This window comes from Shimia ponticola, from assembly GCF_007995215.1.
In the GTDB taxonomy this organism is placed as follows: Bacteria; Pseudomonadota; Alphaproteobacteria; order Rhodobacterales; family Rhodobacteraceae; genus Shimia_B; species Shimia_B ponticola.
Genome location: NZ_VCDK01000006.1, coordinates 558,806 through 581,905 on the forward strand (window position 1 = coordinate 558,806; position 23,100 = coordinate 581,905).

At 60.3% G+C, this 23,100-nt stretch carries 21 protein-coding genes; 16 read left to right on the forward strand and 5 right to left on the reverse strand.

Annotated elements, in window-relative coordinates; genetic code table 11:
- The first annotated feature begins 32 nt into the window (after positions 1–32).
- The 4 genes from FE702_RS16240 to FE702_RS16255 all read left to right on the forward strand — a co-directional run bounded on the left by FE702_RS16240 (position 33) and on the right by FE702_RS16255 (position 1,973).
- Positions 33–317: a hypothetical protein gene (locus tag FE702_RS16240; protein ID WP_147127359.1), complete on the forward strand. Its 285-nt coding sequence runs from the start codon at positions 33–35 to the stop codon at positions 315–317.
- Between the two features lie 295 nt (positions 318–612).
- On the forward strand, positions 613–885 hold the full coding sequence (locus tag FE702_RS16245) for a hypothetical protein (RefSeq protein ID WP_147127360.1): 273 nt from the start codon (positions 613–615) through the stop codon (positions 883–885).
- A 237-nt stretch (positions 886–1,122) separates the two neighbouring features.
- Positions 1,123–1,647, forward strand: coding sequence for a hypothetical protein (locus FE702_RS16250; RefSeq protein WP_147127361.1), 525 nt, complete (start codon positions 1,123–1,125; stop codon positions 1,645–1,647).
- A gap of 98 nt (positions 1,648–1,745) precedes the next feature.
- Entirely contained in the window at positions 1,746–1,973 is a 228-nt protein-coding gene (locus FE702_RS16255) for a hypothetical protein (protein WP_147127362.1), read from the forward strand.
- Here FE702_RS16255 and FE702_RS16260 read toward each other — a convergent pair.
- Positions 1,970–2,350: a thiol-disulfide oxidoreductase DCC family protein gene (locus FE702_RS16260; RefSeq protein ID WP_147127363.1), complete on the reverse strand. Its 381-nt coding sequence runs from the start codon at positions 2,348–2,350 to the stop codon at positions 1,970–1,972. The genes FE702_RS16255 and FE702_RS16260 overlap by 4 nt on opposite strands.
- Positions 2,351–2,467: 117 nt before the next feature.
- On the reverse strand, positions 2,468–3,856 hold the full coding sequence (gene rimO, locus FE702_RS16265) for a 30S ribosomal protein S12 methylthiotransferase RimO (RefSeq protein WP_147127364.1): 1,389 nt from the start codon (positions 3,854–3,856) through the stop codon (positions 2,468–2,470).
- Positions 3,857–3,951: 95 nt separating this feature from the next.
- Between rimO and FE702_RS16270 the strand changes: the two genes are divergently transcribed.
- Positions 3,952–5,901, forward strand: coding sequence for an AsmA family protein (locus tag FE702_RS16270; RefSeq protein WP_147127365.1), 1,950 nt, complete (start codon positions 3,952–3,954; stop codon positions 5,899–5,901).
- Here the strand turns inward: FE702_RS16270 and FE702_RS18675 are convergent.
- Entirely contained in the window at positions 5,898–7,394 is a 1,497-nt protein-coding gene (locus FE702_RS18675) for a hypothetical protein (RefSeq protein ID WP_222611824.1), read from the reverse strand. The two genes, FE702_RS16270 and FE702_RS18675, sit on opposite strands and share 4 nt — an antisense overlap.
- Positions 7,395–7,511: 117 nt before the next feature.
- Positions 7,512–8,063: a GcrA family cell cycle regulator gene (locus tag FE702_RS16275; RefSeq protein WP_147127366.1), complete on the reverse strand. Its 552-nt coding sequence runs from the start codon at positions 8,061–8,063 to the stop codon at positions 7,512–7,514.
- A gap of 174 nt (positions 8,064–8,237) precedes the next feature.
- Here FE702_RS16275 and FE702_RS16280 point away from each other — a divergent pair, with 174 nt between their 5' ends.
- The 6 genes from FE702_RS16280 to gndA all read left to right on the forward strand — a co-directional run bounded on the left by FE702_RS16280 (position 8,238) and on the right by gndA (position 14,014).
- A complete protein-coding gene (locus FE702_RS16280) occupies positions 8,238–9,023 on the forward strand; it encodes an ABC transporter permease (RefSeq protein ID WP_147127476.1) in 786 nt (261 codons plus the stop codon).
- 203 nt (positions 9,024–9,226) lie between these two features.
- Positions 9,227–10,417: an aspartate aminotransferase family protein gene (locus FE702_RS16285; RefSeq protein WP_147127367.1), complete on the forward strand. Its 1,191-nt coding sequence runs from the start codon at positions 9,227–9,229 to the stop codon at positions 10,415–10,417.
- The gene (locus tag FE702_RS16290; RefSeq protein ID WP_147127368.1) at positions 10,404–10,886 is read left to right on the forward strand and encodes a GNAT family N-acetyltransferase; all 483 of its coding nucleotides are present in this window, start codon (positions 10,404–10,406) and stop codon (positions 10,884–10,886) included. The genes FE702_RS16285 and FE702_RS16290 overlap by 14 nt, the downstream gene beginning before the upstream one ends.
- A gap of 82 nt (positions 10,887–10,968) precedes the next feature.
- The gene (argF, locus tag FE702_RS16295) at positions 10,969–11,895 is read left to right on the forward strand and encodes an ornithine carbamoyltransferase (RefSeq protein WP_147127369.1); all 927 of its coding nucleotides are present in this window, start codon (positions 10,969–10,971) and stop codon (positions 11,893–11,895) included.
- Between the two features lie 96 nt (positions 11,896–11,991).
- Positions 11,992–12,480, forward strand: a complete 489-nt coding sequence (locus tag FE702_RS16300) for a hypothetical protein (protein ID WP_147127370.1) — start codon at positions 11,992–11,994, stop codon at positions 12,478–12,480.
- Positions 12,481–12,601: 121 nt separating this feature from the next.
- On the forward strand, positions 12,602–14,014 hold the full coding sequence (gene gndA / locus FE702_RS16305; protein ID WP_147127371.1) for an NADP-dependent phosphogluconate dehydrogenase: 1,413 nt from the start codon (positions 12,602–12,604) through the stop codon (positions 14,012–14,014).
- Between the two features lie 3 nt (positions 14,015–14,017).
- Here gndA and hrpB read toward each other — a convergent pair whose 3' ends face one another.
- Complete coding sequence (gene hrpB / locus FE702_RS16310; protein ID WP_147127372.1) at positions 14,018–16,438, reverse strand: ATP-dependent helicase HrpB; 2,421 nt, start codon at positions 16,436–16,438, stop codon at positions 14,018–14,020.
- A gap of 111 nt (positions 16,439–16,549) precedes the next feature.
- Here hrpB and FE702_RS16315 point away from each other — a divergent pair, with 111 nt between their 5' ends.
- The 5 genes from FE702_RS16315 to meaB all read left to right on the forward strand — a co-directional run bounded on the left by FE702_RS16315 (position 16,550) and on the right by meaB (position 22,961).
- Positions 16,550–17,227, forward strand: coding sequence for a response regulator transcription factor (locus FE702_RS16315; RefSeq protein WP_147127373.1), 678 nt, complete (start codon positions 16,550–16,552; stop codon positions 17,225–17,227).
- A complete protein-coding gene (locus FE702_RS16320) occupies positions 17,214–18,590 on the forward strand; it encodes a HAMP domain-containing sensor histidine kinase (RefSeq protein ID WP_147127374.1) in 1,377 nt (458 codons plus the stop codon). Before FE702_RS16315 ends, FE702_RS16320 begins: the two co-directional genes overlap by 14 nt.
- A gap of 113 nt (positions 18,591–18,703) precedes the next feature.
- Positions 18,704–20,761 carry a DUF1800 domain-containing protein gene (locus tag FE702_RS16325; protein WP_147127375.1) on the forward strand — a complete coding sequence of 686 codons (2,058 nt, stop codon included), beginning with the start codon at positions 18,704–18,706 and terminating at the stop codon, positions 20,759–20,761.
- 12 nt (positions 20,762–20,773) lie between these two features.
- Complete coding sequence (locus tag FE702_RS16330) at positions 20,774–21,961, forward strand: DUF1501 domain-containing protein (protein WP_147127376.1); 1,188 nt, start codon at positions 20,774–20,776, stop codon at positions 21,959–21,961.
- Between the two features lie 40 nt (positions 21,962–22,001).
- Entirely contained in the window at positions 22,002–22,961 is a 960-nt protein-coding gene (gene meaB / locus FE702_RS16335) for a methylmalonyl Co-A mutase-associated GTPase MeaB (protein ID WP_147127377.1), read from the forward strand.
- Positions 22,962–23,100: the final 139 nt, after the last annotated feature.

The window sequence follows — 23,100 nt, forward strand, 5'->3', positions numbered from 1 at the left end:
ACCTACCTCTGACACCAAACCGGAGGCAGAAAATGTCCCGCCTGGCACGAGCAGCAATTGGCATCATTTTGGTAGGTCAGCCCGTTTTCGCGGGCGAGGTCTATGTGGACCCTAATGCACGTCTTTTGGCGTGCTATCAGGAGGTTGTGAAACCTGCTGAGTACTACGTGACCAAAGAGATCATCAAACCAGCCGAGAAGAAGTACATCCGTCGGAACAACCGTGTTGAGCTGATTGAGAACCCGGCCGTGTTCAAGGAAAACCGGACGCTGAAATCGCCTCGTGCGATCGTGCTTCAGGAGATCCCCTGCGACTAGGCAGGTGTTTGCCACATGCGCACGATTTTGTTGACCAAGCGTCAGGCTGAGTCGGCTTCGATTCGTAGTTCGTCGAAAAACAATTTTCAGGCTGCAATATTCTTTGTTTCGTCGTGGTTAACGGTCCCTGTGGACAATTCTGTTGCTATTTCGTCACGTGAATTTGAGAAGTGTTGAAAATCAATGTGTTAGCTGGCGTCGTTGATTTTGGTAACTCTGGTGAGCGCTTTTCCACTGAGCGAAAAACCGCGCGGCGCAGTAAAAAGAAACTCCATTGAAAACTGGGAGTTAACTCATGTTCAAAACTATCACTGCCGCTGCAGCTGTGGTCGTTGCCTTTGCTGCCCCTGCCGCAGCTTGGGAAGGCCACGTCATCAAGTGCTACGACAAAATCTGGGTGCCTGCTGAATACAAGACCACCAAGATCCCACACACGAAAGCTGTGACCAAGTGGGAGCACTGCGGCGACCAACTGTGCGAAGTGCACTACCCTGCAATGTTCAAAGAAATGAAGACGCTGGTCACTCCTGGCCACTACGTCAAGCGCGAAGCTGCTTGCCGCAACTAATTGCGTCGATTTAAGCGATTATGAGAGGCGTGCCTGCGAGGGCGCGCCTCTCAACTTTTGTGGGTTTCGCAGCACAAGATGAAACGTTTGTCCGTTTCAAGGTCCATCCGGTCGAAATCCATTGTGCGTTTGCGCATCTTATCCCAACCTGTGGCCATGCTAAGCGCATGAAAATATTGCCCTAGGGCGTGGCTTGAGGGTGAGGCGACGGCAGCTGTTGGGGAGGTGGGCGTCCAAATGCAATTGATCTATCGATATCTGCTGCTGTTCGGCGCGTTGGCATTGGTGCCGGGTTTGGCGGATGCGCGCGCGCTTTATCAAATCTCACAGCCCAAGTTTGGGTGTTTCGTTCACACCGCTTCGGAATACAGGGTCGATTGCGAAACGACACCCGGCGGCACGCTGAGCCGGAGCGAGCTGAACCGGAACGTTCATGCCTATGTGGTCATCCTTGGCGGTGCCCCCGCGATCGAGTTTTTGGAAGAGAACGGCTATCTGCGCATGGATGTCACGTTCTGGCTGGATGGCCGCCGTTACGACACGGTGGATTTCGGGATCAAGCCGAACGATTGGCTGAACAAGCGTGGCGGGATCATGCACGAATTTCAGCGCGACGGGTTCTTTACGTGGCGCGTGCGTATTCTGACGCAAAAGACATGGGGCGAAGAGCTGGAACTGGTGTTCGAAGATGAACGCGGCCAGCGCGTCGCGCCTCTTGGCGTCGTCAAAAGCTATTCCGCCGTCATCAACTTTGAGGACTAAACATGAGCTAGGACAAAATTCGCTCGGCGCAACTTCAGATCGACACGCTTCTGGGCCAGCAGGATCTGCCAGCCGAGCAACGCAGGGCGCTGGAAGGGGTGCGTGCCGATCTGGTGACGCCGTTGCAGACGGATGTGTGGATCTACCGCGCCGTGGTCGTGATGCTGGGCATCACGGTCCTCATGACGGTTGCAGGCGGCATCTACCTTGAATTTTTTGGGCAGGGCGATGACGCGATTGAACTGCCGCAGGGTGTCGTCTCGATCGGGTCTGCGGCCATCGGCGCGCTTGCTGGACTGCTCGCCCCGTCGCCCGGAGGTGACTAGGTCGCCGTTGCAGCTCGCGCCTTGCGCCGCAGATGCCAACGGTAGATCACAGGCGCGAGCACGTAATCATAGGCGAGACTTGCAAGCTGTTTCAGGCCCGGCAACGCAACGACCCGCGCCAACCATTTGTAACGCGGCATCTGCCGCCAAAGCTCGATGAACGCCGGGATACCCGACAGCAATTCGCCGTCGTGCAACACGTAAAGCCGCCTCGCCGCCGTATCCGCATCAATCCCCCACGCATCGCGGGCATCCGTGTTCAAATCATCAAACCGGATCGGCAGCCCGTTCTTGCGTGCATAATCTGCATAGTGGTTAATCTCCCACGAGCAGACGGGGCACTCGTCGTTGAAGAGGACTTTGGTTTCGTTGGTCATGCCATAAACATGGGCTTCTTGCCTGTGTTGGACAGTGGCCGGTTGTCGCGCCTTTGGCTGTGTCGTAGCGAGGGGCCAGCCCCTCGCCGCTCCCCGAAGTTTTTGGAGCAAGAAGATTTAGGGCAAGCGCCCCCACAAATCATACTCGCCCGCCTCGTCGACTTCGACGCTCACAATCTGTCCGACTTTCAAACTCTCGGTGTCCTCATCAATAAAGAGGTTTCCGTCGATCTCGGGCGCGTCTGCCTTCGTGCGGCAGGTGGCGATGCCGTCTTCGTCGATGTCGTCAATGATGACGTCCATGGTCTGGCCGACCTTGGCGGCGAGTTTGGCTTCAGAGATGGCTTGCGCCTTTTCCATGAAGCGATCCCAGCGGTCTTGTTTGACCTCAGCAGGCACATGGTCCGGCAGTGCGTTGGAGCGCGCGCCGTCGACGTTTTCGTATTGAAAGCATCCGACGCGGTCGAGTTGGGCCTCGTCCAGCCAGTCGAGCAGGGTCTGGAACTCGTCCTCGGTTTCACCGGGATACCCCACGATGAAGGTTGAGCGTAGTGTAATGTCCGGGCAGATACCGCGCCATTCGGCGATGCGGTCCAGCGTGCGTTCAGCGGCGGCAGGCCGGGCCATGCGGCGGAGTGTGTCGGGATGGGCGTGCTGGAACGGGATGTCGAGGTATGGCAGCACTTTGCCGTCGGCCATCAGCGGGATGACCTCACGCACATGCGGGTAGGGATAGACGTAGTGCAGGCGCACCCAAATCTCACCCGGGGCGCCCAAGCTACCCAGATCGCGGGCCAGATCGGCGAAGTGGGCGCGATGACCACGCTCTTCGGCATGTTTGATGTCGATGCCGTAGGCGGAGGTGTCCTGACTGATGACCAACAGTTCCTTCACGCCTGCCTCAACCAGTTTCTCCGCTTCGCGCATCACCGCATGGGCCGGGCGGCTGACCAGACGACCGCGCATGTCCGGGATGATGCAGAATTTGCACTTGTGGTTACAGCCTTCGGAAATTTTCAGATAGCTGTAGTGGCGCGGGGTCAGCTTGATGCCCGACGCGGGCAGCAGGTCCACGAACGGGTCGGGGCTGGGCGGGACAGCCGCATGTACAGCGTCGAGCACTTGTTCGTATTGATGCGGGCCTGTCACGGCCAGCACCTTGGGATGCGCGCCGGTGATATAGTCAGGCTCTGCCCCCAGACATCCCGTCACGATCACCCGGCCATTGGCGGTCAGCGCCTCTCCAATGGCGTCGAGGCTTTCAGCCTTGGCCGAGTCCAGAAAGCCGCAGGTGTTAACGATCACTGCATCCGCGCCGTCGTAATCGGGGCTGATCTGATAGCCCTCACTCCGCAGCCGCGTGAGGATCCGTTCGCTGTCCACGAGCGCCTTGGGGCAGCCCAACGAGACCATGCCGATGGTCGGCTGGCCGGGGCGGCGCGGGGCAGGGGACAGCCGTGCCGAAGGTGCAAGATCAGGGCGCAGGTTAGGAGGGTTTTGAGCCATGTTCGGCCTATATCACGTTGGACGAGACGTGAAAGAGGCGGGCTGCGTTGCGTGACGTCTCAAGGCGCGCTAGTCGAGCTGCAAAGGAGAAACCCATGGTGCGTTTTCTGGTCCGTTTGATCGTTTTGGTTGTTGTTATGTGTGCCGTTCTGGTCGGGGGGCTTTTTGCCTTGCCCGGTGATCGGCTCGCGCGGATCGCGGGGGATCAGGTGACCGCCGTGCTGGGACGAGATGTCATTCTGTCGGGTGATGTGCGGCCTCAGATCTTTCCAAACCTTGGGGTGCGGACGGGGGCATTTTCGGTTGCAGGCTTCGAAGGCGGGGCACCGTTGATCGAAGGAGAAAGCCTGTCAGTTGCCGTCGATTTGCAGGCTTTGCTGTCGCGCGAGGTGCAGGTGCGCGAGGTGACGCTGATCGACCCGGTTCTGATTTTGGAACAGCGCGCGGATGGGACGGCAAACTGGAGTTTTGGCGGCTCGGATGCCGGGGCAGACGCCTCTGGCGGCGCCTCTTTGACCGATTTGTCGATTGAGGCGTTGTCGATCCAGAACGGGACCGTGCGCTACAGCGACGGGTCCGGCATGGCATATGCCGTTGAGGCCCTGAACCTGACAGCTGCGCTGCCCAATCTGGACGCCGCACTGAACGTGGTTGCCGATCTGCGGTTGAATGGCCAGTCCGTTGATGTAACCGCCGACGTCACTCCAGTGCGTGGATTGCTCGAAGGGTTGCCGGTTACGGTTGCGCTGGATGCTAGCATTGGCGGCAATACGGTGCGCTATGGCGGGAGCCTGTCGCCCGAGGGTGCCTTGGCGGGCGATATCACAGCGGTTCTGCCGAACCCCACGCAACTGGCGGCACTTGCCGGTGCAGATGCGGCGGTGCCGGCAGAGTTCCTGCCGATTGAGGTTGCAGGGGCGTTGGAGGCCACGTCTGAGCGGATAGCGTTGAACGGTGGAACCTATCGTCTGGGTGTGAACCGTCTGACCGGACCCGCCTCGGTTCGGTTAGAGGACGTGCCGTTCGTGTCCGCCAATCTGAGTGCAGGGGCGTTGGACCTGTCGTTCCTGTCTGCTGAGGAAGGCAGCGCCTCGGAGCCTGCTTCTGGGTCAGGGTGGTCGCAGGACCCGATTGATGCCAGCGCCCTGTCTGCGCTGAATGCCGACGTGCAGATTGCGGCGCAGGGGCTGAACCTTGGGGCCACCCAGATGACCGATGCGGCGCTATCCCTGACAGTGGACAATGCCCGTGTGGTGGCCGAAATCACCCGTGCGCAGGCGTTTGGCGGCGCGCTGACCGGGCGGTTTGTTGTCAATAATCGCAATGGGTTGAGTGTAGGTGGCGCAATGGATGGGCGCACCGTGGCCATTCAGGCGCTGTTGACCGACCTTGCGGGGTTCGAGCGGATGCGCGGTGTGGGCAATGCGCAGCTGAGTTTCCTCGGCGTAGGCGGCAATTTGGACCAAATCATGCGGAGCCTGTCGGGCGACGGGCGCCTTGATATCGGCGCGGGCGAGATCACGGGATTTGACCTAGCCGCGTTGTTTCAAGGCCAAGAGGCGGTGAGCGACGCGGCCACGACGATCTTTCGCTCCCTTGGGGCGTCGTTTGCCATCGAGAACGGCGTGTTGCGCAACAGCGATTTGGATGTGCAGGCTCAGATTTTCACGGCCAAAGGGGAAGGGTCGATTGATCTGGGGCGGCAGCGGATGGACTATGTGATCGTCCCGCGTGTCGCGATCGAAGGGCAAGGCGGCATCGCGATCCCGGTCCGGTTCGAAGGCCCTTGGGCCAGCCCGCGCATTTACCCCGACCTTGAATACGCCGCGCAAGAACGCCTGCGGCTTGAGACGGAAAAGCTGGAGGCCGAAGCCAAGGCCCGGCTTGAGGCCGAAAAGGCCAAACTGGAAGAGCGGCTGAAGCAAGAAGAAGCAAAGCTGGAACAGCGCCTGAAAGAGGAACAGAACCGCATCGAGGATGAGGTGAAGGACAAGCTAGAGGACGAGCTGCGCAAGGGGCTCGGCGGGCTGCTGGGCCGGAATTAGGGTGTGACAGCACCGATCAGGATCGCATAGGCGCGGAAGGCGGCGATTATGGCCTCTATGACCGCACCGTGGTTCATCGTGGCGATGGCATAGAGCAGGGCGACAACGGCCCAACCCGCGCAGGACCACAGCGCGCAGTAGGCCGCAACGCCCCACGCCCGGTCGGTTTCGACGTCAGAAGATAGCAAATTCACCAGCCTGGTGCGCAGCCAGAGAGGTTGCTGAAACCCAATGGCCCCAAGTGCGATGATGGCGTGGAGCGCGGTTGGAATGAGCGTGGTAAGCAGCATGAACCCAAGCCATGAATAGGCACCCGGGTTGCTGACAAGCCCGTCAAAGAGAGTTTGCATGTCGAAGATGGGCGTGCCGTCTGAGAAGGTCACAAGGTGAAAATAGGTAATTGCGCCGCAGCCTAATAGGGCGAAGATCGCGGCACCGCCGATGATGTCCAGCGTTGCGCGCCAAGGGCCGAGATTGGTGAGGCCTTGACGAAGCAGGAAGCGGGTGAGGCCGACGGAGGCGAAGTCAGCCAGTGTGTTCATGAGGGGGAGGAGGCCGAGCATGATCAGGGGATAGGCCTGCTCAGCGGGACTGCTGGACGGCGGGTTGAACATCATGACGGTAGCAGAGATTGCGAGGAATGCATTATAAAGGGCCACCAAAGGCCATGTGCTGTCGGTGCGCTCTGCCATGCGCTTTGCCCACAATGCGGCTGCGGCTGCGCCTGCGCCTGCAGCTACCAACACGGCTGCGAATGCGGCTGCGGCGGCGCCTGCGGCTGCGAATGCAGCTGCGGTTGCGGCTGCGAATGCGGCTGCGGCTGCGGTTGCGGCTACGAAAGCGGCTACGAATGCGGTTGCGGTTGTGGCTGCGGCTGCGGCTGCGGTTACGGTTACGGCTACGAATGCGAATGCGAATGCGATGTCTTGCGGAATGCCCAACCAATCCGCGAAAAGGACTGCGCCCAATAAAATCACGACTGCGAACACAAACGATGGCAGGCGCAGCCATGATTTTGATACCTCGGAAGCCAAGAACAAAGCGCTAGTAACCGCTAGAAGTGCCCCGATTTTCAGCCGCTGCATCTCAGAGCCCTGGGCGAGGACCTCTTGCGCGCCGAAGGTGATCGCACTGCCCGATACCCATTGAGCAATGGCGGACAAAACCGGATAGGCAAACGCCGAGATTGCTATCACCTGAAACAACCCGGGCGACCAAGCCACCTGCGCGGCGCCCAATCTCTTTTCGCCCTCGGGCGTCAGCCGACGGTCGATCCCGTTCAAAATCGGCTCAATCACCTTGCGATAGCGGTCATGCGGTTTGTTCTGGATCAGCCGCCCGATATGGCGTTTGCGTTGGTCGGTCTGCGCATCCAGATGCAATTTGCCCATCGGTGACACTTGCCAGAGCACGACAAAGAGCACGGGTCCAAAGGTGATAACCCAATGCCCATCGGCCAACAAAACCTCAAACAATTTGACCAGTATTTCCAAAACCCTGCCCTGCACCGACCCTCGTTTTGCCACCTTAGGGTTGTGCGGCGGGCGTGCAAGGCAAAGAAAAAGCCGGGCAAAAGCCCGGCCTATATTTGTTTTAAGGGACGCTTGGCTTTACCGCCGACGATCTCGACGCGAGCTCATGGGCTGGAACGCCACACCGACATGCGCTTCACAGTATGGCTTGCCGGATTGGACGGGCAGGCCGCAGAACCAGAAGTCTTCGGTGGCGGGGTCGCCAATCGGCCATTTGCAGGTCCGTTCTGTCAGTTCCATCAGCTTGAGCTTCTTGGCCCCTTTTTCAACCTCGTTCACCTTGGCCAGCGCCTCTGGGCTGATCTCATTGGCGGATGGCTGCGGTGGCAGGGGTTGGCCCGCTGGAATGATCTTGCGCACGGCCGGGATCGGTGTCGCGGGCGGCGTTGCGCTTTCGGTCTTTGGCTCCGGCTTTGGCTCGACCTTGGGTTTGGCCTCTGCCTTGGGCTTTTCCTTGGCGGCGGGTTTCGACGCCGTTGTCCCGGCACGGTTCGACAGACCCAGGCGGTGGACCTTGCCGATCACCGCGTTGCGGGTCACGCCACCCAACTCCTTGGCGATGACAGAGGCGGATTGGCCTTCGCCCCACATCTTCTTCAGGATTTCAACGCGTTCGTCAGTCCAGGACATCCAGTGGCCTCCAGGCGGGACAGCATCCTTGCGATGCAGACCCGGTTTGTGAAACAGAGCATTAAACAAGCAGGGCAGACCCTTGGCCTGCCCGCGCTAGCGCCTTACTTTAGGCCTTCGCACAGCCAAGAACAACCGGGGGCAGCGGATTTGCGACAGGAAAATCAGATGCAAATGGGCACGCGGCGCTTTGGGCGGGTCAATTGGCTGGGTCTGTGGACGCTGGTCCAGCGTGAATGCCAGCGGTTTCTGGCCATTCCAACGCAGACAATCCTTGCGCCTTTGGTCACGGCTGGCCTGTTCTTGGTGATCTTCACCATCGCCGTTGGCGAACGGCGCGGCGATGTGATGGGCGTGTCCTTTACGACGTTTCTTGTCCCGGGGCTGATCGCCATGACGGTGATCCAGAATGCTTTTGCGAACACATCAAGCAGCCTGATGTCGGCCAAGGTTATGGGCAATATCGTCGACACACTTATGCCGCCGCTTTCTGGGTGGGAGTTGACCGTCGGCTATCTGGCTGGTGGGATCATGCGCGGGCTTATGATCGGGTTGGTGCTGGCCATCGCCACCGGCATCGTTCTGGGGCAGGGCGTCGCGCATCCTATCTGGGCGCTGGCTTTTGTTGTGCTGGGCGGCGCGTTTATGGCGGGGCTGGGCCTTCTGACCGGCATGCAAGCGCAAAAGTTCGACCAGCAGGCGGCGATCACCAATTTTATCATTACGCCGCTCGCGTTCCTGTCTGGCACGTTTTACTCGGTCACCGCTTTGCCGCCGGTGTTGGAGACGATAACGCGGTTCAACCCGTTCTTCTACATCATCGACGGGGTGCGGTGGTCATTTCTGGGCACTAGTGACACCGCACCCGCGATGTCGTTGACCGTGGTCGGCATCGCCGCATTGGCGGTTGGCATCGTGGTGTGGTTGGGGTTCCGCAGCGGCTATCGGCTCAAGACCTGATCAGATTTTTCTGGTCAAACGCCACGCGGCCCGCTATCCGGCAGCCATGGCACTGACACGCAGCACCACGCGACGTCGATACTAATACGTCCGACCTGACCCATCCAACGGGTCAGCCCGCTGCACCTGCGCCATCTCTTTCATTGACAATCAGGCCAAGGCTACGCCACGTAAGCGCCTCTATAAATCCAAGGACCAAGACCATGATCCCGTCGATCTTGCCGACCTACAATCGCGCACCGCTGAACTTCGTCAAAGGCGAAGGCAGCTGGCTGATTGAGGAAGACGGCCGACGTTATCTGGACCTCGGGGCCGGGATTGCCGTGAACTGTCTGGGACATGCCGCGCCGCCGCTGGTGGATGCGTTGGCCGAACAGGCGGGACAGCTTTGGCACACGTCGAACCTTTACGGCATTCCCAAGCAACAGGCGTTGGCAGACAAACTGGTCGCCAACACCTTTGCTGATACTGTGTTCTTTACCAATTCAGGCACGGAAAGCTGCGAACTGGCTGTGAAAATGGCGCGCAAGTATTTCCACGACAAAGGTCAGCCGGAACGCGTAGATATCATCACTTTTGCCGGGTCATTCCATGGGCGCTCCTCGGCCGGGATTGCGGCGGCTGGGTCGGAAAAGATGACCCATGGCTTCGGCCCGCTTTTGCCGGGTTTCGTGCATTTGCCTTTTGCTGATCACGATGCCATCGCGCCAGCGATCACCGACACCACTGCCGCGATCCTCGTGGAACCTGTGCAGGGCGAAGGCGGCATCAACGTGTTGCCCGATGTCTGCCTGAAAGGGCTGCGTGATCTGTGCGACGAACATGGGCTGCTTTTGATCTTTGACGAGGTCCAATGCGGCGTCGGCCGCACGGGCAAACTCTTTGCCCACGAATGGTCCGGCATCGCACCCGACATCATGATGGTGGCCAAGGGCATCGGTGGGGGCTTCCCCCTCGGCTGCGTTCTGGCGACCGAAGATGCAGCAAGCGGCATGACCGCAGGAACCCACGGATCGACCTATGGCGGCAACCCACTGGGCTGTGCCGTTGGATGCAAGGTGATGGATATCGTGTCGGATCGCGACTTCCTCGCCGATGTCGGGCGCAAGGCGGGCCTCTTCCGGCAAAAGCTGGAGGGCTTGGTGGCGAGCCATCCAGAGGTCTTCGAAGAGGTGCGCGGCGCGGGCCTCATGCTTGGTCTCAAATGTGTGGTCCCCAATACCGAAGTCGTTGCCGCGGGGCTGGCAGAACAGGTCCTGACGGTCGGGGCCGGAGACAATGTCGTGCGGCTATTGCCTGCGCTGAATATCCCAGACGGCGACATTCTTGAGGCCATTTCCCGGCTGGACGCTGCGGCATCCGCGCTGAAAGGGGGCGGAGATGCCGCAGTATAGCTTTCGCCCCATGACGCGCGCGGACCTGCCGATGTTTAAGGAGTGGCTCGCCAACGACCATATCGCCGGATGGTGGGGCGACCCGGGGACCGAAGCCCGCCTTGTCGAAGAGGACATGGCCGAGGACAAGGTCGACATGCGCGTGGCGCTCTGCGACGGCGCACCCTTTGCCTATATCCAGGACTACAATGCCCACGCCTTTGATGCGCCGCACTATGTCGATCAGGACAAAGACGCCCGGGCAATTGATACGTTTCTGGGCGACCCCGCTTTTCTGGGGCAGGGGCACGGCGCGGGCTATATTGCTGCGCGCTTGACCGAACTGCGCCGCTCCTATCCGACGGTGCTGACGGACCCGGACCCACGAAACACCCGTGCAATCGCCGCCTATACCCGGGCTGGGTTCCGACCGCTTGATATCCGACCCTGCGAAGATGGCGATCCCGTCCAAGTCATGATCCACCCCTGATCTTCATCTTTCCAAAAATACCTCTGCGGGGGTCTGGTGGTGCAAAACTCCCAGATCCCAGCTCTCAAGAAAGAGCCACCCGATGAACCATTTTCTAGACATCAACAAAACCGACCCTGAAACGCTGCGGTCCATTCTCACGCAAGCGCAGGTGACCAAGGATGCCCGCCAAGGGCTGCCCAAAGGGACGCCGGATGCCGATCAACCGCTCGCCAATCACATGGTCGCGCTGATTTTTGAAAAGCCATCGACGCGCACGCGGACATCCTTTGACGTGGGCGTGCGTCAGATGGGCGGGCAGACCATGGTGCTGTCGGGTAGCGACATGCAGCTTGGCCATGGCGAAACCATCGCTGACACGGCGCGCGTCCTCAGCCGCTATGTCGATCTCATCATGATCCGGACCTTCGAAGAAGAAACGCTTCTGGAGCTGGCCGAACATGCGACAGTTCCGGTGATCAACGGCCTGACCAACCGCACGCACCCCTGTCAGATCATGGCCGACATCATGACCTTCGAAGAACACCGTGGCCCGATTGTCGGCAAAAAGGTCGTATGGTGCGGAGATGGCAACAATGTCTGCGCGTCTTTTCTGCACGGGGCGCAGCAATTCGGATTTGATTTCACCTTCACCGGTCCCCAGACGCTCGAACCGGAGGCCGAGTTCATGGCGGCAGCTCGCAAAGCGGGCAGCAAGGTGATTGTCGAACGCGACCCGTTCAAGGCGGTTGAAGGTGCGGATTTGATTGTCGCGGACACATGGGTGTCGATGCATGACAGCCAGACCACCAAGGAACGCCGCCACAATCAGTTGCGCCCTTATCAAGTCAACGATGACCTGATGGCCGCAGCCGGGGAGCAAGCGCTATTCATGCATTGCCTGCCAGCCCATCGCGAAGAAGAGGTCACAAGTTCCGTCATGGACGGCCCTCAATCCGTGATCTTCGATGAAGCTGAAAACCGCCTGCATGCGCAAAAGGCGATCATGCGCTGGTGCGTGAACGGCTGATGCCAACAGGCTTTCGGGGCATTGCTGGTCTTGCTCCGAACGCGGCCTTGCGGCATGTCGTGGCATAACATTTCTGTATCGCGTGTGGAGTATCCGATGAAGCGTAGTATTTTTATGACCTTGGCTGCCCTGGCCCTTGTCGCGTGTCAGCAGACCCCTGAGCAGCAGGCGAATGCTGCCAAAAATGCCGAAATTATGAATGACAGCGCTGCGGATGCGTTGGTTGTCCCGGCCAATGCCTGTGCGCGGTTTTATTCTACCGGCGTGCTCCCAAAGGCGGATCTGGCGGCCGCTGGATTTGGCGAAGCCAATATCGGTTATGTACGTCAGGTCACGCCGGGGAGTTTTTCCGTGCCCGGGGGCACCAAGGTTCTGTTGAGTATCGGTCGGCGGGACATCTGCAATATCACTGTGACGAATGCGCCGTTTCGCCTGCTCTTTGCGCGCAACGCGGCCGTGCGCGGGCTGATGGATGACGGTTGGGAACATCAGGGTGATTTGATCTACACCAAAGGTGATCGCAGAATCCGTTTGACCGGCGGAGCAAGTGGGTTGCTTGTCACCATTTCCATGGTGCCGAAGTGACGTTCTGCCAGCCTACTGTGTGACCTCGCACCCCGGATGCGCGACATCGGGGGTTGCAGAGGTCTGGCGGCTCCATAAGTTGCACTCGCAATACAACGCGCATTTGACATGAGGGCAGGCGATGGCAGTGGCACATATGGGTTTGGTCGGCGTCGGCACGATGGGATCGGCCTTGGCTTTGAATATGGCCGAGAACGGCCATGATGTTGCGCTATACAACCTCGATTCCTCTACAATCGATGCGCTGATTGACAGGGCTGGCGACCTTGCCCCGCGCCTTAGCAAGGCGGACAGCATTGAGGCGCTGGTGGCGTCGATGCCGACACCGCGTGCGATCCTGATGATGGTGCCTGCAGGCGACCCGGTCGATCAGACCATCGACGCGCTGCTGCCGCATCTGGCCCCGGGCGATACGATCATCGACGGCGGCAACAGCGATTTCCGCGACACGCAGGCGCGCGTGAAACGGGTCGAGGATGCAGGATTTCGGTTTCTAGGTGTTGGTGTCTCGGGCGGAGAAGAGGGCGCGCGAAAGGGACCTTCGATGATGGTGGGTGGTTCACCAGAGGCGTGGGAGCCGATCCAGCCCATACTTGAGGCGATTGCCGCGAAATACGAAGGGTCGCCCTGTGTGGCGCATCTGGGAACCGATGGCGCAGGGCATTTCGTGAAGACCGTGCATAACGGGATTGAATATGCCGACATGCAGCTGATCGCCGAGGTTTACGGACTTTTGCGCGATGGAGAAGGCCTGCAGGCCGAGCAGATCGCACCGCTCTTTCACACGTGGAATGAGGGGCGGCTGCAATCCTATCTTGTGGAAATTACCGGGCATGTCTTGGATGCCAAAGACCCAAAGACGGGTCAGGCTTTGGTCGATGTGATTGTCGATCAGGCGGGGCAAAAGGGCACCGGGCGCTGGACCGTGATCGAAGCGATCCGCATGGGGCAGTCTGCCTCGATCATCGAAGCTGCTGTGGGCGCGCGGGTGCTGTCGTCTGAACGTGAGACCCGCAGGATCGCCGCGCCGATCCTGACACCTGCCGGGGTCGAGGAATACGGCTTGCGCTTTGACGAACGTGAGCTTGAAGCAGCGCTCTTTACGGCTCGTATCCTAGCCTATGCGCAGGGCTTCCGAATTCTGAAGGCGGCGGATGAAGAATTTGGCTGGGGCCTTGATTACGCGCGCATCGCGGAAATCTGGCGTGCGGGCTGCATCATTCGGTCATCGCTTCTCGATGACATCGCCACGGCGTTTCGCGGCGATCTGCCGGGTGGGCGTCTGGTTCTGTCAGACCACTTTGCACCGCTTCTGACCCAGAACGTGGGCGCGTTGCGGCGCATTGTGTCTGCTGCTGTACTCCGTGGTTTGCCTGTACCTGCGCTTTCTTCCGCGTTGAGCTGGTTTGACGAAATCCGGCAAGAACGCGGAACGGCAGACGTCATTCAGGGTATGCGAGACTACTTTGGCGCGCATTCCTTCGAACGGCTGGATGAAGAGGGCAGCCACCATGGCCCGTGGGCCAAAGACTGATCTTTATTTTCGGCGCTTGGCCCGCAGCGTTGGGTCGGCTTGGGTGGGGTCTTCGGGCCACGGGTGTTTGGGATAGCGCGCGCGCATATCCTTGCGGACGTCGGCGTAAGAGCCTGACCAAAAGCCGGGCAGGTCGGCTGTGGTCTGAACCGGGCGCTGGGCGGGCGACAGGAGTGTGATCAGCAAAGGCTGACCAGCCACTTGCGGGTGCGTCGTCTGGCCAAAAAGTTCCTGCAGGCGCAACGCGATTTCAGGCGTCTCGCCGCTGTAATCAATCGCGATCTGGCGGCCCAATGGGGTTGTGAAACTCTCTGGAACGATCTCATCCAGCCGTTGGGATTGCGACCAGTCCAAGAGCGATTTCAGCGCAGCAAGTTTTGACGCCTGCCGCCATGCGGTTGCCGTTGTGATGCCCGCCAGAAAAGGCGGCAGCCAATCGATGAGCGTGGCCATCAGATGCTCGTCGGACAGGTCAGGTAGGTCGGGTGCAACCGCTCGTGCGCGCAACACACGCGCCTGAAAAAGCCGCGATTTGGCGTCGAGGCACAGGCCGATCTCAGCGATCCCATCACACATAGCGCGCGCCACCGCGTCGGGCTCCGGGTCCGACCACGTCTGGTCGGTCAAGGCTAGCGCCCCCAGCATTTCGCGGCTGCGCGCTAGAACACGGCTGTCACGCTTGGACCATTCGCAGATGTTTTCCTGCGTGACGCTGTCGACAAAAAGCTCCCTGATCGATCCTTCGGCAATGGGCGCCGCCAGCCTGATCCGCGCTTCTCGCCGGTCGCCATCCGTATCGAGGGCCACGATGAACGGGGCCTCGGACGGATCACCATCTGGCAGGACAGCACCCTTGCCACCGGACAGCACATAACGCGGCGCGGTCCCCTTGCGCCGCGCGCCGATGCGGTCTGGATAGGCCAGTGCCGCGGATTCGGCGTCGCTGAGTGTGGATGCAGGCCCTGCCATTTTGCGCAGGCGTTTTGCTTCGTCCTTAATCGTGCGCAGCGCGCCGTCGCGAGTGGGAAATGCGCGCTCTTTCCGAAAGCGGCCCGTGTCCCTGATGGCCTCAAGCCTGAGAGACAGCGCCGTGTTGCGCGTTTCCACCGGATCGCGAGCCGAAAAAAGGGCTGCGAGCGCTGCCGCCTCGGGTCCCGCGCGCAGTAGCATATGCGCCAGACGGGGATGCACGGGGAGACGCGCCATGCGGCGCCCGTGGTCGGTCAGCGAGCCGCCCTGCAAGGCGCCCAATCGGGTCAGCAAATCCCGGGCTTCAGCCAGCGGTCCGGGCGGTGGCTGGGTCAGGAATGCAAGGTCATCGGCATCCGCGCCCCATTCGGCCAGTTCCAAAACCAGCCCTGTAAGGTCGGCTGTTTCAATTTCGGCCGGGGCAAAGGCCGCGCGCGCCCCCTGTTCGCCCGCTGTCCAAAGGCGCAGCGCCTGACCTGGTGCCACACGACCCGCACGACCGGCGCGTTGTTCTGCTTCGGCCCGGCTGGCACGTTCGGTGACAAGGCGGCTCATGCCAGACCCCGGATCAAACCGCGCACGGCGGGCTAGGCCAGCATCAATCACAACGCGGACGTCTTCGATGGTCAATGAGGTCTCAGCGATAGACGTCGCCAACACGACCTTGCGCTTCTGTTTCGTGGGTTGGATGGCGGCCTGCTGGTCGGCAAAGGGCAGCGCGCCATAGAGCGGGTGGTAGCTCACACCCGGTTGGTCCGGCAGGGCCGAAAGCGTGCGTTTGATTTCACCCTCACCCGGCAGAAATACTAGAATGCCGCCTTCGGTTTGATCCAGCATCTGGGTGATATGCCCCGCCACAAAGGGTTCCAACCGCTGAGATTTGTCGCGTGGGCGGTCGTTATAGGTCACATCGACGGGATAGGTGCGGCCTTCTGAGGTGATGATGGGTGCGTCGTCTAACATCCGCGCAACCGGGCCTGCGTCCAAAGTGGCCGACATCACGAGGATGTTCAGATCATCGCGCAGCGCCTGCCGCACCTCCCACGCCAGTGCCAGACCCAGATCGGCATTCAGCGACCGCTCGTGGAATTCGTCAAAGATCAGAGTAGAAATACCGCGCAGTTCCGGGTCGCTTTGCAGCATCCGGGTCAGGATTCCTTCGGTCACCACCTCGATCCGTCTACCTGCCACGCTGTCGCCGCGCATGCGGTAGCCCACGGTTTGTCCGGGTTTTTCGCCCAGCGTCTGCGCCAGTCGCGCCGCGGCACCTTTGGCTGCGAGCCGCCGAGGTTCCAACATGATGAGCTTGCCCGGCACATGATCAAGCAGCGCCAGAGGGACGCGTGTTGTCTTGCCCGCGCCGGGTGGTGCTTGCAGCACCGCGCGCCCATGCGTCACCAGCGCCGCGCACAACTCTGGCAATATCGGATCAATGGGCAAAGCTGGTGAATTCATAAGCTGGTTAAGGGCCAGCCGGCCGCGCCCGTCAACCCGGTCGCAGGACGGGCTGACACGAGCGGCGAATTCAGGCACGTTCACATCTGTAACAAGCAGTAGGGTTCATCAATGCAGGTGCTCGTCGTTGAAGATGAAGCCGAAACGCGGGAATTTCTGACTCGTGGCCTGTCAGAGGCCGGGTGGGATGTGACCGTGCACGATAACCCGCAGCCCGCGCTGCTGGATCTGGGGGCGCGGCGGTTCGACGTGATCATCCTCGATCGTATGATGCCGGGTATGGACGGGTTGAGCGCGCTTAAGTTGATGCGCGGGGCCGGGGTGACAACACCTGTCATACTGTTGACGGCAATGTCCGGAATTGATGACAGGGTCGAAGGGCTGGAAAGCGGTGCAGATGACTACCTCGTCAAACCCTTCGCGCTGAGCGAATTGATCGCCCGGATCAAGAGCATCGCCCGCAGGCCCGAGATCGTGGAGGAAGTGAATGAAAGACGGCTGGGATCATTGCATATCGACCGTTTGGCGCGTCAGGCGCGCCGGGGCGATGTGGTGTTGGACCTGTCACCGATCGAGTACAAACTGCTCGACGTGATCGTGGAACACGCGGGTGAAGTCGTCACGCGGTCCATGCTGCTTGAAAAGGTGTGGGGGTATCGGTTTGATCCGAAAACCAGCCTTGTTCAGACGCATATGAGCCGTCTGCGCGCCAAGCTGGACAAACCTTTTGACACCGAGATGATCCGCACCGTGCACGGGTCAGGATACATGATCCATGACCCGGACTAGGGTTCTTGCTTCGAATATCTTCCGCCGGACGGTGGCGGCGTCGATGGGCTATATCGCTGTCGCGGTGGGTCTTGTCTGGCTGATTGGGTTCATTGCCATCCTTCAAATCGAAGGAGAGGAATGGGCGCGGATCGAGGCAGAGATTGCGGAAACAGAAGACGCCTTTCAGGAAGGTGGGATCGAGGCCGCGCTGGACCTGCACAGGATCGGGGATGCGGCCGAGTGGGACGACGACGTCATCCTTGCCCGATTGGAAGAAGAGCAGATCGTTGTCGCGATCCGCAACTTCGATGATGACGTGCTGGTGGGCTATCCGGGCTTGTGGCCCGATGACGCGGCAGAGCTGGTCTACCTGGATCACCCGACACTGGACGAAGGCCTGCGCGCGGAAGCCTTTGGTTTGGGGGATGAGGCGTGGGGCACAATCGCGCTCTTTGTGCCAGAACGGGAATACTACTGGGGCTGGCTGATGCCTCAGATGACCTATGCCCTGATCCTTGTGGGTCTCCCGCTGTCCTTGATCATCGGGTTTCTGCTCAGCCGTGGTGTGCTGGCGCGGATCGAGGCTATTTCAGACACAGCTGGGGCCGTTGTGTCAGGCCGGATGCAAAGTCGGGTCGAATTGCAGGGCACGGGCGATGAATTCGACCGCCTGTCGTCAGAAATCAACGGGATGCTGGATAAGCTGGCTCAACTGAACCGCAATATCGAGGCTGTGTCTGTCGGCGTGGCCCATGACCTGAAAACGCCGCTGGCCAATGTGGCCGGGCGGCTGGACCTGATCCGCCGCGATCTAAATGACTCTGACGCAGCACATGCGCATATCGAAAAGGCAGAAAGGTATCTCGACGGCCTTTTGCGCGTGTTCGACGCGCTTTTGCGATTGGGTGAGGTCGAAACGGGACGCAGGCGCGCTGGGTTTGGGCAGGTTGATGTCTCTACGCTGGCGCAAGACATGGCCGATAGCTTCGCGCCGCTCTTCGATGACGCTCAGAAATCGCTGGACGTGCGGGTGGCCAAAGGCGTTGCAACCACCGGTGACCGCGAGTTGTTGCAGCAGCTCCTGTCGAACCTTCTCGAAAACGCTATCGAGCATTCCCGCGATGCGGCGCGCGTGTTTGTTGAATTGGAGCAAGCCCGGGACGCTGTCGTTCTACGTGTCGGCGATGACGGGCCGGGAGTATCGCCTATCGACCGTGCGCGCCTGTTTGATCGTTTCCACCGGGGCGACCAGAGCCGCAACACGCCCGGCAATGGGTTGGGGTTGAGCCTTGTAAAGGCGATCGCGGAACTGCATGGCGGCGACGTGACCCTTCTGGAGGGCACGACCGGCGCGGTTTTCGAAGTGAAAATTCCTGCCTAATCAGACACTTAGGAAAATCATACAAAACCGTATGATTTCCGCCCCGGAGTTGTAAAACACGCAACCGGCGAACGCCCTTAGATGTGTCTTCGTGATCCACGAAGGAGTGTCTGATGACGAATTTGGCCCGATTGATTGGTTCGACGGCAATGGTCCTGTGTGCGGCTGATGCGCTGGCCGGACCCGATGCGATGGACGCCGCTGAGGCGCGACATTTGCTGGCACGGACAGGGTTCGGTGCGTCCCCGGACGAAATCAGCGCATTTGTCGGCAAATCCTATACCGAGGCTGTGGCCGAGATCGTCGGTGGATCACGAACCGCTCCCTCGATCCCGATGCCCATATGGACGACAGGGTGGCACTATCCAACTGATCTGATCTTTGCGCTTGGTCAGACCGAACAGGAATTATTCTTCGCGAACCGTTACCTTGAATTCGAGGATCTCGCAGGTTGGTGGCTGGCCGAGATGGTCGCGACCCCGTCACCGTTGACCGAACGGTTGGTCCTGTTCTGGCATGACCATTTTGCAACGTCCTATGGCAATGCCGAAAATCCCCGTTGGATGGCGGACCAGAACCGACTGTTCCGGACACATGCCGCCGGAGATTTTGCTGCTCTCGCAGATGCAATCCTGCGCGATCCGGCCATGCTGGAGTTTCTGAGCAATACCGAAAACTCCAAAGAGGCTCCGAATGAGAACCTTGGGCGCGAGTTTCTGGAACTGTTCACTCTGGGGCAGGGGCGCGGCTACACCGAAAAGGATGTGAAGGAGGCCGCGCGCGCTCTGACTGGGCATTCCATCGGGGCCTTTGATGGGGGCCGCTATGCGTTTTATGCGGAGGATCACGATGCCGGGACGAAAACGATCCTTGGTCAGACTGGGCGGTTCGGCGCGGATGATCTGACCGACATCGTGACGGCTGATGCGAATTTTGGCCCTTACATCGTGGAAAAGCTTTGGCTGCATTTTGTGTCTGACGTGCCTGATCCTACCGAAATCACGCGGCTGGTTGAGGTTTGGAAGTCGAACGAACTGCAGATGAAGCCACTGCTTGAGGCGCTCTTCCTGACGGATGCCTTCTGGTCCGTGGAAAACCGGGGTCGGTTGGTGAAATCCCCAATCGAACTGCTCGTGGGCACCGTGCGCACGCTGGGTTTGGACGGGATCGACACCGGTCAGATGATCTGGGCTGCAGAAGAGATGGGGCAGATGCCCTTCATGCCGCCTAATGTGGGCGGTTGGCCGTCCGGAACCGCGTGGGTCACCGATGCCAGCGCCGTCAGCCGGGCCACCTTGATGGCCGAAGCGCTCGAGACCGATCGTGCGGGCTATGCCCGCGATCCGATGATGGCGGGCAAGTCCTCGCCAGCAATCACTGCCGGACCCAGTGACCTCCGCGTCGGTCAGGTCTTTGCGATCGACGGCGAAGCGGGCCGTGAGGATGGGCAGCCGTTTCGCGGCGCGTTCCTGACGCTCTTTGACGTCAGCTTTGGTGGTGAAACCTTCCGGTCGCTGCCGTTTTACGTCGAACAGTTTGGGCGTGAGGCACCGGAGGTGTCGATTTTCGTCGGCGATTGTGAACCGGGTTGCCTCTTTGGGGCCGAATTCGAGACCGAAGACGGTGACGCTTGGGTCTGGCTTCCGATGGATGCCGAGATGGCGGACTACTACGATGACGTGACACCAAAGGCCCGCGCGTTCCTCGGGGCGCTGGCAGGGCACATGCCGACGCTTCTTGCGTCCACCACGGAACAGCTTCTCTGGACCGAGGCACCCGAGGAGGATTTTAGCCCACCGACCTATCGCCAGATGAAACGCGTCGCACGGCAGGTTGCTCAGGCGGGGCAGGATATCTTTGGCAGTCCTACTGGCAACCTCGTGCAGGGCGCGAGCCAACCGGAAAAACTCGGTTTGGCCGGTTTGGATCAGGTGAGCAGCCTCGCGGATATCGACGCGATGTTCGAAGATTACGACGGCACGCCCGGTCGCCCGACGGCACCACCTTTTGTCTATGCCAGCATAAGCGATTGGATGGCGGCGCTGCCCGATGGCGCGACAGCAGAGGATGTGTTGCTGCCGATCACCTTGATGAGCCGCCCGATGCCCGAAGGCGACGCCCGCGCGCAGGTCGAGGCCTTGATCACAGCACCCGAATTTCAACTGAACTAAGAGGACGGACCCATGACATTTTCACCCAATCGTCGCCGCTTTCTGACAGCCCTTGGCGCGGGCGCAGCCAGTCTGCCGCTCTTGAACCTTCCCGGCTTCGCCGCTGCGCGTGCGGCCAATACCGGCAATATTCTGATCCTGATCGAATTGGCTGGCGGCAATGACGGGCTGAACACTGTCGTGCCCGTCACAGACCCCGCCTATCGCGGTTTGCGTCCGACAATAGGTCTGAACAAATCCACCACGCTCAGCCTTGACCGTGACACTGGCCTTCATCCCGCGATGCGCGACATGGCGGATCTGTGGGAAGACGGCACGCTGAGCATCGTTGAGGGCGTCGGCTATCCCAACCCGAACCGGTCGCATTTTCGCTCGATTGAGATCTGGAATGCGGGCATGGGGGCCGAAAGCACATCTGAAACCGGTTGGATTTCAACGGCGTTTTCTGAAGGGCGCGCGCCGCAGGCTGACGTTGCCTCGGGCGTAACGCTGGGCGGCGATATGGGACCACTGCGTGGACCCGGACGGTTTTCAGCCCTCAGGGATGAAGAAGGGTTTGCCGAGATGATCGAAAGCCTGCCGAACCGCCGCCATGCTGTGCGGCCTGTTCTGGCATCCTCACCTCTGGGTCACGTACTGAACACCTATGACAGCGCGCAGATCACCGGGGAGGGCATCAGTCGCCGTCTCGAACGCAGCGCGGCGCGTCATTTCGCGTTCCCGGACACCGAGCTTGGAAACCAACTGCGCGTGGCCGCACGTCTGCTTGAGGCTGGCGTCGATGCTCCGGTCCTGAAGGTCGTGCAAGATGGCTACGACACCCACGACAACCAGCCGGATGAACACAGTCTGCTGCTGTCGGACTTGTCAGAGGCGGTCGGCGCGTTCGCATCCGCCATGAAAACCATTGGTCTTTGGGATCAGGTGACCATGGTCACGTATTCCGAGTTCGGTCGGACGGCGCGCGAGAATGCCTCATTCGGCACCGATCACGGGACCGCTGCGCCTGTGTTTGTGGCCGGTGGGCAGGTGGCGGGCGGGTTTGCTGGTAAGCGGGTATCGCTTGATCGGCTGGTGGACGGTGATCTGGTTCACACCTCGGACTATCGCGGCGTATATCTAGGTTTGCTGAGCGATCTGTGGGGGATTGAGGCCCCTGAACTGGCCGCGTCAGACATTCGTCCCATCAGGGTCTTCTGACCTCTAGACCTCTGCGTCCGCTCCCGCCATACCGCTGGCCATGATCCAAGACCTTGCCGCTCAAGTTGCCACCGGAAACCGTCGCGCCATTGCCCGCGCGATCACATTGATCGAAAGCGGGCGCGCGGACCATCGCGCACAGGCGCAAGAGATGTTGGGGCACCTGCCAATCGACCGTCAGGCCCTGCGGATCGGGCTGTCCGGCACGCCGGGTGTCGGCAAATCGACCTTTATCGAAGCCTTTGGTCTAATGCTGGCCGAAGCGGGGAAGAAGGTGGCGGTGCTTGCCGTGGACCCATCATCGGCGCGCACCGGCGGTTCGATTCTTGGTGACAAAACCAGAATGGAACAGCTGTCGCGCCACCCCAACGCCTTTATCCGACCGTCCCCCTCACAATCCCATCTTGGCGGCGTCGCGCGCCGGACGCGCGAGGCGGTGCAAGTGTGCGAAGGCGCGGGCTATGATGTGGTGCTGATCGAAACCGTGGGCGTCGGCCAGTCCGAGACGATGGTCGCCGAGATGTGCGACCTCTTTGTCTTGCTCTTGGCACCCGCGGGCGGCGATGAGCTTCAGGGCGTGAAACGCGGCATCATGGAGATGGCCGACCTGATCCTTGTGAACAAAGCCGACGGCGACCTGCGCGCCCAAGCCATCCGCACCTGCGCCGACTATGCTGGCGCGCTCCGCCTCCTGCGAAAACGTCCACAGGACCCCGACGATTTCCCCAAGGCGCTAACTATGTCGGCCTATGACGGAGTAGGGCTGTATGAAGCCTGGGACGAAATGCAAACGCTCGCGAATTGGCGCAAAGACCACGGCCATTGGGAGGCCCGCCGCAGATCACAAGCTGTGGGGTGGTTTCAGGAAGAGGTTCAATCAGCCCTCCTTGCGCGTGCGCTTGCAGACCCCGAGACCAAGGATGAAATGGAGCGCATGGGGCAGGCGGTTGCCGAAGGTCAAGTTGCACCATCGGTAGCGGCGGCTCGGGTTTTGGGGTGAAGGTTCGGTAATGGCTGTGGCCCCCTAACCTGTAAATCAATGCGCGAATGAGCCAAATTGGGCACGTTCACCCAGCATGTTTCGACCATGCACCTTCAGGTGGCCAACGGAACGACAGCCGGGTGTTGGTCGATAGGCG